Below are 15,384 nucleotides of genomic sequence, written 5' to 3' on the forward strand. Positions count from 1 at the left end.
GCCCGTTCGATATCGCTAGGTCGAGAACCGACGCGAGTTTGTTGGTGGAGGTGTTCGACGGATGAAGTTGGCGCATGCCTTGGAAACAATCAAGGCGTTGGGAGTGCTGCGGGCCCGCGGAGTCAGCGATCCGCGCAGGCCGGGCGAGGCACTGCGGACAATGAAAGAGTCCCAGATATACGGCCCACAGGCGACATTGATACGGCACTCTGCGCGCATCGCGCCGAATGCGCCCGGGCTGGTGGACGAGCGCGGCGAGCTGAGCTACCGCGAACTCGACGAGCAGTCGACGGCCATCGCGCGCGGGCTGCAGCCCGCCGGCCTGACCGAGGGCTCGGTGATCGGCGTCCTCGCTCGCGACCATCGCGGCCTGATCCTGGCCATGGCCGCCGCGGGCAAGCTCGGCGTTCGGGTCGCGCTGATGAACACCGGTTTCGCCAAGCCGCAGTTCGCCGAGGTCTGTGCGCGCGAGAAGGTCAAGGCGGTGCTGCACGACAGCGAGTTCCTCGGCCTGCTCGACGCGCTGCCCACCGACCTGCCGCGCTACCTCACCTGGGTCGATGAAGGCACCACGCTGCCGGACGGCGCGCAGACGCTCGACGATCTCATCGCAGCCAACTCGACCGAACCGCTGCCCGCGCCGAGCAAGCCCGGCGGCTTCGTCATCCTCACCAGCGGCACCACCGGCCTGCCGAAGGGTGCACCACGCAGCAAGGTGACCCCACTGGCCACCGCCCAGATGGTCGATCGAATCCCGTTCCCGGTCAGGGGAACCCAGGTCATCGTGTCGCCGATTTTCCACAGCACCGGCCTCGGCACCTACCTGGTCGCCTCGGCGATGACCAACAAGGTGGTGGTGCGGCGCCGGTTCGACGCCGAAGCGACGCTGAAGATGATCGCCGACCACCAGGCCGAAATGCTGGTGGCGGTGCCGACCATGCTGCACCGGATGACCGAGCTGCCCCCCGAGGTCCGCGCCAAGTACGACACGTCCTCGCTGAAGTGCATCCTGTTGGCAGGCTCGGCGCTCTCGCCGGAGCTGTGCGTCAAGGCCACGCAGGTATTCGGGCCCGTCCTCTACAACCTGTACGGCTCGACCGAATGCGCAGTCGCCACCGTCGCCAACCCGGAGGATCTGGCGCTCGCGCCCGGCACGGTCGGCCGAGCGCCGATCACCTGCGAGGTGCGGCTCTACGACGACAACGACAAGCAGGTCACCGGGATCAACAAGACCGCCCGCATCTTCATCCGCAGCGGTGCGCCTTTCGAGGGTTACACCGATGGTCGTCACAAGCAGATCATCGATGGCTATATGTCCAGCGGCGACGTCGGCCATTTCGACGAGCACGGGCTGCTGATGGTCGACGGCCGTGATGACGACATGATCGTCTCCGGCGGCGAGAACGTCTTCCCCCAGGAGGTCGAGAACCTGCTGCTGGAGCGTCCCGATGTCTTCGATGCCGCGGTCGTCGGCGTCGACGATGTCGAGTTCGGTAAGCGGTTGCGTGCCTTCGTCGTTCCGGAACCCGGTCGAACTCCGGACGGCGAGGAAATCAAGACCTACGTGAAGAACAATCTCGCCAGGTACAAAGTGCCGCGCGAAGTGGTGTTCCTCGACGATCTGCCCCGCAACCCCACCGGCAAGCTGCTGCGCCGCGTGCTTGTCGAGTACGAGGTACAGACCTGAGCATTCGGGCGGGCGCGATCGGGCCGACGTGTCACTGCTGGGAAGGCTGCAACGCCGCAACCTGATCAGCACTGCCCGGAAGGCTGTGTGAGCTGGCCCAATCCTCGGATTGAGATACATGACACACCGAGTCACAGTTGCTTGCTATTGTTAGCGGCAGCACTGGATCTCGAAGTTGCGGTCCACACCACCCCCGGTCCCGGTGGGCGGACCGCGGAAGGCGTTGTCGAATGTCTCTATCCCTGCCCGCGTTGAATGGCTCCGTCCGAAAGGCGGGCGATTTCGCCCAGGGCGTGAATGTCATGGTCAAGCGGCACCTGTTCAATCCGCTCCGGCCCGATCACGCAGCGCGATCAGCGTTCAACGTGCTCAAGTTCGGCCCGTTCGCCGGTGTCGTGATGCACGCGGCCCAGACCCGGCCGAGCGCAGCCGCCATCGTCGACGAACGTGGCGAGATGACCTTCGGTCAGCTGAACGAGCAGTCGAGCGCACTGGTGCGCGGCCTGGAGTCACAGGGTATCGAGCCCGGCGACGTGGTCGCATTGTTGGCACGCGACCATCGCGGCATGGTGCTGAGCCTGCTTGCCACGGGCAAGCTCGGTGTCCGCACGGTCCTGATGAACACCGGCTTCGCGAAACCGCAGTTCGCCGACGTCTCCAAACGCGAGAACGTCAAAGCGGTGCTGCACGACAGCGAATTCCTCGATCTGATGAGCGCCATCCCCGCCGAGATCCCCCGGGTGCTCACCTGGGTCGACGAGAAGGACAACGCCGATCCGTCGATCCCCACTATCGAAACTCTGATCGCGGGTCGCTCCACCGAACCGCTGCCCGCCCCCGCCAAGCCAGGCGGCATGGTCATCCTGACCAGTGGCACCACCGGCACCCCGAAGGGCGCGCCGCGCGACCGGGTGAGCCCGTTCGCCTCGGCTCAGTTCGTCGACCGGGTGCCGCTGCCCAACAACGGCACCATGATCATGGCGGCGCCGATCTTCCACGGCACCGGGCTCTCGCAGTTCACCATCGGTCTGGCCCTCGGCAATCGGGTGATCTTCCAGCAGCGCCGGTTCGACCCGGAGCAGACGCTCGCGAATATCACGCAGTACCGGGCGGATTCGCTGGTCGTGGTTCCGACCATGCTGCAGCGCATCCTCGATCTCGGCGACGACGTGCTGGCGAAGTACGACCCGAGCACCATCAAGGTGATCTTCGCGGCGGGCTCGGCGATCGCTCCGGATGTTGTCACCCGCACGCTCGACTACTTCGGCGACAGCCTCTACAACCTCTACGGCTCCACCGAATGCGCCGTCATGACGGTCGCGACCCCAGAAGATCTGCGCAAGGCCCCGACCACCGCGGGCAAGGCGCCGGTCGGCATCCGCATCGTGCTGCTCGACGAGAACCGCAAGCCGATCACCGAGCCGAACGTCACCGGCACCATCTTCGTGGACAACGGCTTCGCCTTCACCGGCTACACCGACGGCCGGACCAAGGAGATCGTGGACGGCATGATGTCCAGCGGCGATGTCGGGCACTTCGACGCCGACGGCCTGCTCTACATCGATGGTCGTGACGACGACATGATCGTCTCCGGCGGCGAGAACGTCTTTCCGCTCGAGGTCGAGAACCTCATCGCGGGCCGCGAGGACATTTTCGAGGCCGCCGTGGTCGGTGTCGACGACCGAGAATTCGGAAAGCGGTTGCGCGCGTTCGTTGTTCCGGGTCCGGAGTCCAAGCGCGACGCCCAGGAAATCAAGGACTTCGTCAAGGTGAACCTGGCCCGCTACAAGGTGCCGCGCGAGGTGATCTTCCTCGACGAGTTGCCCCGCAACGCCACCGGCAAGCTGCTGCGCAAGCCGCTCATCGAGATGGTGGTCGACGGCGGGTAGGTGACCATAGCCCATGGGCCTCGGTTGATTTCCCGCACCTGAACCGTTTGTGTTCGGTGTGCGGGAAATCCGGTGGGGGCACAATTATTTCCAGATGGAAGCTGCGGATTCCGCGAGATTTCGGGTGTCGACTATCTCGAGATTCGGCGCGTTACCTGTCAGTTATCATCAGCGGGTGAGTATCGAGTCCGGCCGCGCCGTTGCGGGGAAACGCAGTGCTGTCGCGCGGTTGCGCGGCGCTGCGGCCGGATCGATCTCGGGGGCCGTTTCGGTTGCGGCACACGGGTGGGCATCCGGCGGAATGACACCGGATGGCACCACGTTGGCGCTGCTGGCCGCCGCCGCTGCGGTGATCGGCGCGCTGGTGGCCGGTCTCCCGCTGCTGCGTGACACCTCGACCGGTCTTGTCGCGGCACTCGTCGCAGGTCAGCTGCTCGGCCATCTCGCCATGGGCTGGAGTTCGGGGCATATGCATCACGGCGATGCGCAGCTCACCCCCGCCATGTTCACCGCGCATACCATCGCCGCTGTGCTGGCCGCCGTAGTGATCCGCGGCGCCGAGGCCGCCTATCTGATCGGCTGCGCCGTGCTGGCGCGCGTGCTGCCGATGCGCTACCACCCACCCGCGATCACCGGTCCCGCGCAGCTGCGCGACACCCATCGCGACCGTGTCATTCTGCGGGTCTTCGCCGCCGAATCGCTGCGGACCCGCGGTCCCCCACTCGCGGTTCGTCTCTGACCAATTCCTTCACCCGGTGCACGAGCCGCGTTGCTCGTGCGTCGCCGCTGCCGCCTCGGCAAACTTCCAGCTGCAGGCCGATATCCTCCCGTCGTGGCTTCGCATAGTCGTCGCGCACGCCGAAAACATCGGCCTTGGACGGTCATTCGCCGCAGGTGCACACCCACTGCCGGCGCGAAGCCATCGACCATCGCCGTCGGCAGCCGACTTCTGACGAGCCGCAACCCTGCGGCCGACATGCTGTCGGGCACCTCGACGGTGCGGCGACAGGCATCCGGGTTCCCTGAACTCCAGAAACGAATCGAACATGAGCATCATCGACGCCAGTCCTCCCGATACCGAATCGGGGGCGCCACCACCGGAATCCAGCACACCGGAAAAATCCACCCGCCGCCGCAACGGTCTCTACCCGCTTGCCATGCGGCTGCATTTCTATGCGGGCGTCTTCATCGCCCCGTTCATCCTGATCGCCGCGATCACTGGGGCGCTCTACGCGATATCACCGACGCTCGAATCGATCGTTTCCCGCGATCTGCTCCAGGTCGACCCGGGTGGCACCCCGAAGCCGCTGTCGGAACAGATCAATGCGGCCGTCGCGACCCAGCCGAATCTGGCGCTGGTCGCAGTCGCCCCCGCACCGGGTTCGCACGACACCACCCGGGTGATCTTCAGCGACCCGTCGCTCGGTGAGTCCGAGCGCCGCGCGGTGTTCGTCAATCCCTACACCGCACATCCCGTCGGCGACTCGGTCGTCTACGGCAGCTCGGGCGCACTGCCGCTGCGCACCTGGATCGACCAGCTGCACCGGGATCTTCACCTCGGCGAGCCGGGCCGCATCTACAGCGAGCTCGCGGCGTCCTGGCTGTGGATCATCGCGCTGGGCGGGCTGGTGCTGTGGTTCCGTCGGGTCCGCAGTCGCCGTAACCGCAATTCGGCGGGCTGGCTGCTGGTTCCCGACCGTTCACAGGGCGGCCGCGGGAGGCGACTGAACTGGCATGGCGCCGTGGGTGTCTGGATTCTGCCGGTAGTGCTGCTGCTGTCGGCGACCGGCATGACCTGGTCCACCTATGCCGGTGAGAACATCACCGAATTGCGCCAGCAGCTCAGCTGGACCACCCCTGCTGTAAGCACCGCGCTGCCGGGCGCGGACACCCGGTCGCCCGCTCCCACTGCGGGCGGCGATCACCACCACGGCGGCGGTCACGAGATGCCCGCGCCTGTCGATCCGAGCAATCGAATCGCTCAGGTCGATCGGGTCTACGACGTGGCCCGTGCCAATGGTGTGACAGAAGCGGCCGAGATCAGTATCCCGGCCGAGCCCGGTAAGGCGTTTGCGGTGAAGGAACGACGAATGCCCGGCGTGTATACCGTCGACGCAGTCGCCGTTGAAGGCGCCACCGGCACGGTCACCGACAAGCTGGCCTACGCCGACTGGCCGCTGATGGCCAAGCTCACCAACTGGGGCATCCAGTTCCATATGGGTCTGATGTTCGGTCTGCTCAACCAGTTGCTGCTGCTCGTGGTGATGATCGGCCTGATCACCGTCGTCGTGCGCGGCTATCTGATGTGGTGGAACCGCAGGCCGACCCGCGATGGATCGCGGATCGTGCTCGGCCGCGCTCCACGCCGCGGCGTGCTGCGCAAAACCTCGCCGTGGCTGGCGGTCCCGCTGGTCGCCGCCGCGCTGGTGGTCGGCTGGTTCGTCCCGCTGGTCGGGCTGAGCCTGCTCGCCTTCCTCGCGATCGATCTGGTGATCGGTCTCGTCGGACGCGTTCGCGCCACTTCATAACCCAGTTCTGATCCGCCGGAGCCTCGGCCGCTAGCCGCCGGGCAACGACTCCGGTGTTACCGAAACGACCTACCGAACGTCACAGGTATGGCCGTTGTTTCGCCATGCCTCGAATTCCCTCATCAAGGACTCCCACACCATGAAGATCACCAAGTTCGCCCTGGCCGCCGCATTCATGACGACCGCGGTGGGCATCGCCGCCGGCGCAAGCCACGCAAGCTCGCTTGCCACCGAGGCCGACGCGATCGGATTCACCGCTCGAGCCGCCGACAAGTCATCGATCATCGAAACCGATGCTGGTTCGCTGAGCGTCGAAGACGGCGTTTTCAAGATCAAGGCCGCCGACGGCACCGTCGTCGCGGGCACTCCGCTGACGTTCCGGGTCGACGAGTTCGAGTTCCCGATCGCCGCCGAAATCTCCGGCCGCACTGCGACTCTCACGCCCCGGATGGACCTGACACACGCCGCCTACAAGCCGGTCGCCCTCCCCTTCGAGGACAAAGCGCCGTGGAAGACCGAATACGACCGCGAGCAGGCCGCCTGGAGCCGCATGGCCAGCACCATCGGCATGGGCGCCTCGATCGGCACCCTGGTCGGCGGGCTCGGTGGTGCAGCCGTCGGCTGCGTCCTCGGCGGCATCCTCGGCGGCGCCGCCGTCGGCGGCACCATCATCGGCCTGTTCGGCCCGTTCCTACCCGCGGCCGCTGTGGGTTGCATCGCGGGCGTCGCCCTGGTCGGCGCCATCGGCACCGTCGCGGGTCAGATCTTCGTGACGGCTCCGGTCGCGATCGGCGCGGCAATCCAGTACTTCACCACCATCAACCAGCCGTTCGTGCCGCCCGCCAAGTAGTCCGGAACAAGCCACCGCACAACAGAATTCAGCCCCAGGAGCCCCGTCCGGTCACAACCGGACGGGGTTTCTCATACGTCCGCCCAACTTGCTGGCGAGTTGCGCGACACCCAACCCGCGTGTCGGCAAACTCGCCGCTTCGCACCAACCTATCCGATTCGATCGAACATATTTGCGATAGAGCTCGCTAACCTGGCCGCCATGGTCCGCTCCCCGCACGAGGCGATGCACCGGCTCTTCCAACACGATCCAGGAGTCTTCACACGCGCATTCCACGAACTGGCCCTCCCCTTCGACGACCCGCTCGAAGTCGCGTTGTTATCGACCGATCTCACCGAATCCAGGCCGATCGAACGGCGCGTCGACACCGTCATGCGAATCGTCACCGCCAGCGGGTCCTTCCTGCTGCTGGTGGAAGCCCAGGGCGACAAAGATCCCGACAAACCAGCATCGTGGGCGTACTACCTGTCACACCTACTCGCCAAGTTCGGGCTGCCACCAGTACTACTTGTCGTGTGCCAGGACCAATCGACCGCAACCTGGGCGGCAGGTCCATGGCAGCTGGGTCCACCACAATGGTCGAGCCTGGTAGTTCGGCCGCTGGTGCTCGGCCCCCACAACGTGCCGGAGGTCACCGATGTCGAAACCGCTGCCGCAGACATTCCGCTCGCCGCTTTGTCTGCGATCACCCACGCCAAAGCTCCCGGCATTGGTGCAATACTGAAGGCACTGGTCACCGCGTTGCGAGACATCGGCAACACCGACGAAGCCCAGCTCTTCGCCGAACTCACCGAACTCGGCCTGAGCAGTAGCCCGGCCATCGAGACCTGGAGGAAACTGATGACCATGGATCTGTCGTTCTTCCGCTCGGAAACGTCCCAGCGCCTGCGCGCGGAGGGCGTCGAGAAAGGCCACGCGGCAGGCCACGCGGAAGGCCTCGCGGACGGCCTGCTGCGGGTGTTGAGTCGTCGCGGCATCGTCACCGATGACAATGCCCGCGCCCGGATCAAGGCTTGCGCGGACCAAGACCAGCTCAACACCTGGCTCGACCGATCCCTCGCCGCAACCACAATCGCTGATCTCTTCGCCGACGAGACCTGACATCGAAAGCAGGGGCCGATAAAGCACTGCAGCACAACGCATTCAGCCATACCTGACCGGTGGACAGAACCGGGAGGCAACAACCGATGCCCATTGATCTGTCCTTCTTCCGCTCAGAAACGTCCCAACGGATCCGAGCGGAAGGCTATGCCATTGGCTTTGCGGAAGGCCGCGCCCGATCCATCCTGCACATCCTCGATCGACGTGACATCGCAGTGCCCGACGATGTCGGATTCCGCATCACCGCCTGCCGCGATCACGACCAGGTCGATCGATGGCTCGACCGTTGCATAACCGCCACCACGATCACCGATCTCTTCAGCGAAGAGACCTGATGAACCTCACACCTCGGCTGACGAATCCTCCTCGGTGATCGGAGGTTCGGGGTTCGGCGGGACGACCGGCCGCAGTAGCACCCAGACCAGGAAGGCGAGGGCTACTGCGGCCATTCCTATGCCGGACCAGATGTTGATATTGATGCCGCCGGTTTTGGCTTCCTCGGCGGCGGTGTCGTGGACGAGGCCGGTGATGATGAGGATGACGCCGTAGCTGCCGAGCAGGGCACCGACGATGGTGCGGATATCGAAAAGCATCGGCTGGCCTCCTTATCCGACGATGATGTTGAGGGCGATGACCAGGGCGAAGGCGATGCCGGCGAGCAGGACCGGGCGCTGGTACCAGGGCAGGGAATCGGACTCGGGATCGGTGCGCATTTCCTTCGGGGTTTCCGAGTAGACCAGGCCGACGAGTTCGGCAGCGGGCTTCGGCTGGGTCACCATGGTGACCGCGACACTGACGGCGATGTCGACGAAGAAGGCGACACCGGCGGCGACGAAACTCGATCCCTGGCCGGATAATTCGAAGACGTCCGTCTTGTGCAGCACGTAAACCACAATGGCCGAACCGGTTCCGCAGACCAGGCCCATCCAGCCCGCGGTCGGTGTCATCCGTTTCCAGAACATGCCGAGGATGAACGTCGCGAACAATGGCGCGTTGAAGAAGCTGAACAGCGTTTGCAGGTAGTCCATCATGTTGCTGAAATTCCCCGCGATGAACGCGGTGAAGATCGCGGCGACGGTGGCTCCGACAGTGGCCAGGCGGCCGACGCCGAGGTAGTAGTGGTCGGGCCGATCACGGCGGACATACTGCTGCCAGAGGTCGTAGCTGAATACCGTGTTGAAGGCAGAGATATTGGCGGCCATGCCCGCCATGAATGCCGCGAGCAGGCCGGCGAGCCCGACACCGAGCAATCCGTTGGGCAGTACGTCTTTCATCAGATACAGCAGCGCCTGGTTGTAGGTGACGTCCCCGGTGTAGTCCGGATTCGCGGTGACCTGATTTTTGTACTCGGCCATCTGCGGCACCAGAACGGCGCTGATCATGCCGGGGATCACCACGATCAGCGGGATGAACATCTTCGGGTACGCACCGATGATCGGAGTGCGCCGTGCCGCCGAGATGGAGTGCGTCGCCAGCGCCCGCTGCACCTCGACGAAATTGGTGGTCCAGTATCCGAACGAGAGCACGAACCCGAGCCCGAACACGATGCCGACCACGGAGAGGAAATTGTTGGAGAAGCCGCTGAGCGCATTGCCCGGCCACGACTCCAGCTGTGCCGCACCGCCCGGCGACGCGGTCACCTTGTCGCGCAGCCCCTCCCAGCCACCGACCTTGTGCAGACCGACCAACGTGAGCGGCAGCAACGCGGCAACGATGACGAAGAACTGCAGTACCTCGTTGTAGATCGCCGCGGACAACCCGCCGAGGGTGATGTAGGACAACACGATCACCGCCGCGACGATCACCGAAACCCACAGCGGCCAACCGAGCAGCACATTCACGATGGTGCCCAGCAGATATAGGTTCACCCCGGCGATGAGCACCTGCGCGGTCGCGAAGCTCAATGCGTTCACCAGGTGTGCACCGGTGCCGAACCGCCTGCGCATGAACTCGGGCACACTGCGCACCTTGGAGCCGTAGTAGAACGGCATCATTACCACGCCGAGGAACAGCATGGCCGGCACCGCGCCGATCCAGAAGTAGTGGAAGGTCGGGAAGCCATACTCCGCGCCATTGGCCGACATGCCCATGATCTCGACAGCGCCGAGGTTGGCGGAGATGAAGGCGAGGCCGGTCACCCAGGCGGGCAGCGAACGACCCGACAGGAAGAAGTCGATGCTGGAGGAGACTCGCCGCCTGGCCAGCAGCCCGATGCCGATCACGAAGACGAAATACAACGCGACCAGGGCGTAGTCGACGGGATCCGCATCCAGTTGCAGGCTCGATGCCGCGTCGAGATGCACGGTCGATGCGGTCGGCCGCAGGGTCGCGACGTCCAGCGCGGAGTGGAGCACGGGTGAATCGGCAAGCGGCACAGCGTCGTCCCTCCAGGCGATGAAACCGGGCGTCGAGCGAGTCATGCGTATGGCGGTGCGGTCTATCCTGTCGCCCGCCGATGGTGTCGGCTACTACCTACTGTCGGTGATTGTGCCGCATCACCGCAGCACAATCACGTACAAAAACCTGGACGGTCGCTCAATCGACGCGGTGTGCGCCAGGGCCCGGCACCACGACGAAGGTGCGCGGATCGGCGAAACCCGCACGGACGAATCGATTTCGCACTGCATCCGCGACGGCCGCCGCGTGCTCACGATCCACGAGCGCAATAACGCTGCCGCCGAACCCGCCGCCGACCATGCGCGCGCCGTGTGCTCCCGCGTCGACCGCTGCGGCGGCAGCCGCGTCCAAAGCGGGCGTGGAGACTTCGAAATCGTCACGCAACGAGGCGTGCCCGGCGCTGAGGATCGGGCCTATCGAGCGCGGATCGGCACCATCGCGCAACTTCTCGGCAACCGTCAACACGCGCGCGTTCTCGGTGACCACGTGCCGGGCCCGGCGTCGCAGTATCGGGTCGACGATGCGTTCGAGCGCGTCGATGGTGTCGATATCCCGGAGCGCGGGCACGCCGAGTTCCGCGGCCGCCGCATCGCATTGCGCGCGCCGGGCGGCGTAGCCTCCGTCGACCAGCTCGTGTGCCTGCCCGGTATCGATCACGAGCAATTCCAACCCGAAACGGTCCAGATCGAAGGGGATCTGTTCGTGCGTGGTGCCACCGGCCATGTGCGTGAAGCGACGTACGTCCAGAAACAGTGCGTGACCTGCCGTGCACAGGATCGATGCCGACTGATCGAGCAGTCCGGTCGGCGCACCGGCGTAGTCGTTCTCGGCGGCACGGGCGATATCGATGAGCTCCCGATCAGTGACCGTGGGCGCGAACAGATCTCGCAGCGCGACTGCCACCGCACACGACAGCGCCGCCGACGAGGACAGCCCGGCACCGATCGGCACTGCACCGTCGAGCTCGATGTCCACTCCGGCGATCCGATGCCCGCGTCGCACGAATTCGGACACAACGCCCAACGGATACCGCGACCAGGCAGGCACTCGATCCCGTTCGGCGGCAAGCGCGCCCACCCCGGCGAGCACCCGATCCCCTGGCCGCTGACGCGAGACCACCCGCACATCCCCAGTGTCGAGCACTGCGGCGAAACACTCGACAACCAGCGGTAATGCGATGGGCAACACAAAGCCTTGGTTGTAGTCGGTGTGCTCACCGATGATGTTGACCCGCCCCGGCGCCACCCACTTCTGCACTGGTCCTCGCTTCGTCGATTCGGAGTGTGTCTGACGGCTCGCCGGCACACGTTACGAGACACGCCGCAGGAGCACTGCTTTCGGGCGGTGCGCGTGCGCGATCGACATTCGTGACGCAGAGTCGATTTTGACGCAATATCGGCCTGCAAAATCGGCCGGGAGTTTCGGGAGGGCATTATGATTCCTACGACCCCACGCAGCGGCCTACTCGGGCTGCAGTGGATCGATCGACTGCTCCCGCCCCTCGGCAGGCCGGATCGCGACGACCGGCAATTGCCAGGGGCACCACTGACGATCGAGATCGGCGCGGCGACCGGGGTGGGCCCGACAACCATGTCGGCCTTCGATGCGGCACTGCGCTATCTGGGAGTGGGTGATGCCAACTTGATTCGCCTGTCATCGGTGATTCCACCGCACGCCACCCTGGAGCGCACCGTCCGCGTCCGTAAGCCGATACCCTGGGGTGATCGGCTCTACTGCGTCTACGCGGCACAGCACGCGATCGGCAATGGCAGACGGGCCGCGGCGGGCATCGGCTGGGTGCTGCGCGACGACCATTCCGGTGCGGGACTTTTCGTCGAGCACGAGGCGGAGACCGCCGAGGAGGTCGAGTTGCTGATCCGGTCCAGCCTCGCCGATATGACCGCCAACCGGCCCGAGCGCTTCGGACCGATCCAGCTGTGCACCAGCGAGACCCGCTCCGAGGGCGATCCGGCCTGCGCCATGGTGCTGGCCGCCTACCACACCACGCCGTGGACCAGACGATGAACGAGCTGCACGTCACCGTCGAAACCACGATCCCCGACGACCGGATCGATATGTTCCACCTGCTCTACGAGGAGGCCTTCGGCCCGCTGCGCACCAAGGCCATCGCCCGGCAGGTGCTGCACCATGCCGAGTTCCGCGCGGAGATGGTCGACCCCCGCGTGCTCAAGCACGTCGCGCGCACCACCGCAGGAGAGCCCATCGGAGTGACGACGCTGACCAGGCATCTGGAGACGGTGCCGTGGATCAGCCCCGATTATTTCGCCGCACGCTATCCGGAGCATGCCGCACGCGATGCGATCTACTACGCCGGTTTCACCCTTGTTGCATCAAGTGCCCGACAAGGGGCCGCGTTCCATGCCATGATCAAATCAGTTGTCCAGGTCCTTGTGGCCGAGCGCGCGGCGGTGGGCTGGGACATCTGCTCGTACAACAACACTCGGTTCTCCTTCGCCGACAGCATCAGAGCAGTGCTCGATGAGCAAGAGGCGAACGTCGAAGTCGCGGTGGAAGATTCGCAGACCTACTATGCGGCTCGATTCACAGGGGATGGAGCGACAAAGGGGGGCTGATGACACTGACCGAAGAGCAGTCGACGAGCCGACGCCACACTGTCGGATTACGGTGGTACGTAATACTTTTCGGTGTCAGCTCGGCCGCGATCGGGCTGAATATTGCCGTCGATTCGCAGTTGCTCTCGCTGGTGACGATGCTGGTTGTGGTGGTAGGAGCCCTTGCCATGATCGGCCTCGGCCTGCGGCGTCATCGCCCGCCGCAGCCGCTGCCCTGGTATCTGATCGCGGCGTCGGCGCTGTTGTTCGCCACCGGCACCGTATTGCGCGGCATCGACGAGCATTCGATGCACCCCATCGACGATTTGTTCACGCTGGCCGGTTATTTCGCCGTCGGCGTCGCGGCCACCCTGTGGCTGCGGCCGCGCCAGGTCCAGCACAACTACGACCTGCTGCTGGACTCCGGGCTCATCGGACTCGGCGCACTGCTGGCCTCCTGGACCTTTCTCATCTCGCCGATTCTGCAGTCACATGCCACCACCATGAACACCGTTGTGGCGGCGATCTATCCGATACTCGACGCACTACTGCTGACCATGGTCGCGCATTCGGTGGCGACCGCGACCCGCTCGGAGACCTCGCTGCGGCTCCTGCACGTCGGCCTGATTGCGGTACTGCTCGGCGATCTCGGCTACAGCCTGGAGACCGTCGGCACCGCGACGATCGGGCGGGAAGTGTTGCTCACGCCGCTGCTGGCCGCCTACATCACCGTCGGGGTCGCGGCGCTGCATCCGACCATGGCCTGCCTCGGCGCACCGCGCCGCATCCATCCCCATCATTCGCGTCAGCGCGCCAGTGTCATCGCGGTCGCACTGATCATGGCGTCCCTGGTTCCGGTAGTGGGGTCCAGCCTCGACACCCTCGACCGCGCGGTCGTCTCTTCGCTGCTCGCGCTCTTGCTGATCGGCGTCCTGGCACGCAGCGAACGTGCCATCGTGCGCAGCGCCCGCAGCGAACGCCGCGCGCAGTATCAGGCCGACCACGACATGCTGACCGGACTGCTGAATCGGTCCGCCCTGCTGCGCGCGCTCAATCGCAATCACGAGCACTGGCTCGAACAACCGCTGAGCCTGTTGTTCATCGACCTGGACGGCTTCAAGATGGTCAACGACAGCTACGGCCATGCCGTCGGCGACGAGCTGATCGCGAACGCGGCCTCGCGCATTCGGCGGGTGATCCGCCGCGAGGACGTAGTGGCGCGCTACGGCGGCGACGAATTCGTGGTGCTCGCGCCGCTGGGCAGACAAGAGGCAGCCATGCTCGCCGAACGACTATTGGGCGCGTTCGTGCGCCCCTTCGAATTGAGCGCGGGCGAGATCCCGATCACCGCGAGTGTCGGGATCGCCTGCGGCAGCCCGCGCAGTTACGACGCCAGCATCTACGACCTCATCCGAGACGCGGATTCGGCGATGTACCACGCGAAGGAGTACTCGCTCGGCTACGCGTTCCACGACGAAGTGCGGCATGGGACCCCCGATACGGGGCGCCGGAATTGGCGCCCCGCCAATCGGTCGACGAGCACCGCCGTCTGATCAGTCGGTCAGTTCCTCGAGCAGGCGCTTGGCCTCCTCCAGCTCGGCCGCCAGTTGCGCGACCTTGACCTGCTGTACCTCGCGCGCCGCGTCGAGAATTCCGGCGACCACCTCGGCCACCTCCGGATGCAGCACCTTGGCGGCCTGCGCCACCGCGGAGCTTGCCACCGGCAGACCGCGCACGGCCCGCTTCTTGCCGCTGATCACATCGACCGACCACTCGCCGTCGGCAGTCCCGGTCAGCGTCACGGTGACCTCCGGCGCCTTCACCTTGCGCGCGGCGGCGGGCGCCTTTGTGGCGGGCTTCGCGCCGGGCGCGCCCGCGGCGGGCTGCTTGGCCGCGGCAGACTTGGCGGCGTTGTCGGCTTCGCTCGTTCCCGAGGCGACCGGGCCCGGCTTGGGCACCGACGGTGTCGCCGCGTTGGTTCCGAGCGAGCCGGGACTCGGGGTGGACGGTGTCGCAACGCTCGTCAAGGTCGACGGCTGGGTCACGGGGGATTCCTTCCTGGTTGTCGACTTCGGCTGGGCTGTGGAAGCGGTCGCCGCGCGGGGCGGCTTGGTCAACGTCACTTCGGTCGGAGAAAAGGACAGTACATCCTTCGATCCGGTCGGACGGACCCGCAGGAAGTCTCCTACGGATGGATCATCGAGTTCGAGCACCTTCCCCGACCGACCTTCGGGCACGCCCACCGCGGCAGCGGTGAACCACACCATCGGCGGTCGGCCGCCGGCAATGTCCGTGGCGATCTGCTGAATCTCAGTGTCCGACAAGGGCTGTGGTTTGGTTCTGGACGAGGGCATGGTGA

At 65.5% G+C, this 15,384-nt stretch carries 14 protein-coding genes; 10 read left to right on the top strand and 4 right to left on the bottom strand.

Going from position 1 to position 15,384, the window contains the following annotated elements; all coding sequences use genetic code 11:
• Positions 1 to 61: 61 nt before the first annotated feature.
• From OHA42_RS34835 to OHA42_RS34865, 7 genes are all read left to right on the top strand, one after another.
• Positions 62 to 1,687, top strand: a complete 1,626-nt coding sequence (locus OHA42_RS34835) for an acyl-CoA synthetase (RefSeq protein ID WP_406232282.1) — start codon at positions 62 to 64, stop codon at positions 1,685 to 1,687.
• Between the two features lie 230 nt (positions 1,688 to 1,917).
• Positions 1,918 to 3,576 (top strand): acyl-CoA synthetase, encoded by a 1,659-nt coding sequence (locus OHA42_RS34840; RefSeq protein ID WP_406232284.1) that lies wholly within the window; start codon positions 1,918 to 1,920, stop codon positions 3,574 to 3,576.
• Between the two features lie 175 nt (positions 3,577 to 3,751).
• Complete coding sequence (locus OHA42_RS34845) at positions 3,752 to 4,315, top strand: hypothetical protein (protein WP_406232286.1); 564 nt, start codon at positions 3,752 to 3,754, stop codon at positions 4,313 to 4,315.
• A gap of 307 nt (positions 4,316 to 4,622) precedes the next feature.
• Complete coding sequence (locus OHA42_RS34850; protein ID WP_406232287.1) at positions 4,623 to 6,104, top strand: PepSY-associated TM helix domain-containing protein; 1,482 nt, start codon at positions 4,623 to 4,625, stop codon at positions 6,102 to 6,104.
• Positions 6,105 to 6,243: 139 nt separating this feature from the next.
• On the top strand, positions 6,244 to 6,954 hold the full coding sequence (locus tag OHA42_RS34855) for a hypothetical protein (protein WP_406232289.1): 711 nt from the start codon (positions 6,244 to 6,246) through the stop codon (positions 6,952 to 6,954).
• A gap of 201 nt (positions 6,955 to 7,155) precedes the next feature.
• Entirely contained in the window at positions 7,156 to 8,055 is a 900-nt protein-coding gene (locus tag OHA42_RS34860) for a hypothetical protein (RefSeq protein ID WP_406232291.1), read from the top strand.
• A gap of 86 nt (positions 8,056 to 8,141) precedes the next feature.
• Positions 8,142 to 8,390, top strand: a complete 249-nt coding sequence (locus tag OHA42_RS34865) for a hypothetical protein (RefSeq protein WP_406232292.1) — start codon at positions 8,142 to 8,144, stop codon at positions 8,388 to 8,390.
• A gap of 6 nt (positions 8,391 to 8,396) precedes the next feature.
• On the opposite strand, the gene OHA42_RS34870 is transcribed toward OHA42_RS34865, so the two are convergent.
• The 3 genes from OHA42_RS34870 to galK all read right to left on the bottom strand — a co-directional run bounded on the left by OHA42_RS34870 (position 8,397) and on the right by galK (position 11,709).
• Positions 8,397 to 8,648 carry a hypothetical protein gene (locus OHA42_RS34870; protein WP_406232294.1) on the bottom strand — a complete coding sequence of 84 codons (252 nt, stop codon included), beginning with the start codon at positions 8,646 to 8,648 and terminating at the stop codon, positions 8,397 to 8,399.
• A gap of 12 nt (positions 8,649 to 8,660) precedes the next feature.
• On the bottom strand, positions 8,661 to 10,475 hold the full coding sequence (locus OHA42_RS34875) for a sodium:solute symporter family protein (protein ID WP_406232296.1): 1,815 nt from the start codon (positions 10,473 to 10,475) through the stop codon (positions 8,661 to 8,663).
• A 115-nt stretch (positions 10,476 to 10,590) separates the two neighbouring features.
• A complete protein-coding gene (gene galK, locus OHA42_RS34880) occupies positions 10,591 to 11,709 on the bottom strand; it encodes a galactokinase (protein WP_406232297.1) in 1,119 nt (372 codons plus the stop codon).
• Positions 11,710 to 11,886: 177 nt separating this feature from the next.
• Between galK and OHA42_RS34885 the strand changes: the two genes are divergently transcribed.
• Genes OHA42_RS34885 through OHA42_RS34895 form a run of 3 tightly spaced genes read left to right on the top strand, consistent with a single transcriptional unit; the run spans position 11,887 to position 14,578 of the window.
• Entirely contained in the window at positions 11,887 to 12,477 is a 591-nt protein-coding gene (locus OHA42_RS34885) for a pyruvoyl-dependent arginine decarboxylase (protein WP_406232299.1), read from the top strand.
• Positions 12,474 to 13,046: a hypothetical protein gene (locus tag OHA42_RS34890; protein WP_406232301.1), complete on the top strand. Its 573-nt coding sequence runs from the start codon at positions 12,474 to 12,476 to the stop codon at positions 13,044 to 13,046. Before OHA42_RS34885 ends, OHA42_RS34890 begins: the two co-directional genes overlap by 4 nt.
• Entirely contained in the window at positions 13,046 to 14,578 is a 1,533-nt protein-coding gene (locus OHA42_RS34895; protein WP_406232303.1) for a diguanylate cyclase domain-containing protein, read from the top strand. The genes OHA42_RS34890 and OHA42_RS34895 overlap by 1 nt, the downstream gene beginning before the upstream one ends.
• Here the strand turns inward: OHA42_RS34895 and OHA42_RS34900 are convergent, their stop codons facing one another.
• Positions 14,579 to 15,379: a DUF6319 family protein gene (locus tag OHA42_RS34900; protein ID WP_406232305.1), complete on the bottom strand. Its 801-nt coding sequence runs from the start codon at positions 15,377 to 15,379 to the stop codon at positions 14,579 to 14,581.
• Positions 15,380 to 15,384: the final 5 nt, after the last annotated feature.

Origin of the sequence: Nocardia sp. NBC_01009, from assembly GCF_045208035.1 — a bacterium.
Lineage (GTDB): Bacteria > Actinomycetota > Actinomycetes > Mycobacteriales > Mycobacteriaceae > Nocardia.

Bases quoted from the DNA above. Each gene is read 5' to 3' on its own strand.
- OHA42_RS34835 (WP_406232282.1), top strand. From the start codon at position 62: ATGAAGTTGGCGCATGCCTTGGAAACAATCAAGGCGTTGGGAGTGCTG.
- OHA42_RS34840 (WP_406232284.1), top strand. From the start codon at position 1,918: ATGTCTCTATCCCTGCCCGCGTTGAATGGCTCCGTCCGAAAGGCGGGC.
- OHA42_RS34850 (WP_406232287.1), top strand. From the start codon at position 4,623: ATGAGCATCATCGACGCCAGTCCTCCCGATACCGAATCGGGGGCGCCA.
- OHA42_RS34855 (WP_406232289.1), top strand. From the start codon at position 6,244: ATGAAGATCACCAAGTTCGCCCTGGCCGCCGCATTCATGACGACCGCG.
- OHA42_RS34860 (WP_406232291.1), top strand. From the start codon at position 7,156: ATGGTCCGCTCCCCGCACGAGGCGATGCACCGGCTCTTCCAACACGAT.
- OHA42_RS34865 (WP_406232292.1), top strand. From the start codon at position 8,142: ATGCCCATTGATCTGTCCTTCTTCCGCTCAGAAACGTCCCAACGGATC.
- OHA42_RS34870 (WP_406232294.1), bottom strand. From the start codon at position 8,648: ATGCTTTTCGATATCCGCACCATCGTCGGTGCCCTGCTCGGCAGCTAC.
- OHA42_RS34875 (WP_406232296.1), bottom strand. From the start codon at position 10,475: ATGACTCGCTCGACGCCCGGTTTCATCGCCTGGAGGGACGACGCTGTG.
- OHA42_RS34885 (WP_406232299.1), top strand. From the start codon at position 11,887: ATGATTCCTACGACCCCACGCAGCGGCCTACTCGGGCTGCAGTGGATC.
- OHA42_RS34890 (WP_406232301.1), top strand. From the start codon at position 12,474: ATGAACGAGCTGCACGTCACCGTCGAAACCACGATCCCCGACGACCGG.
- OHA42_RS34895 (WP_406232303.1), top strand. From the start codon at position 13,046: ATGACACTGACCGAAGAGCAGTCGACGAGCCGACGCCACACTGTCGGA.
- OHA42_RS34900 (WP_406232305.1), bottom strand. From the start codon at position 15,379: ATGCCCTCGTCCAGAACCAAACCACAGCCCTTGTCGGACACTGAGATT.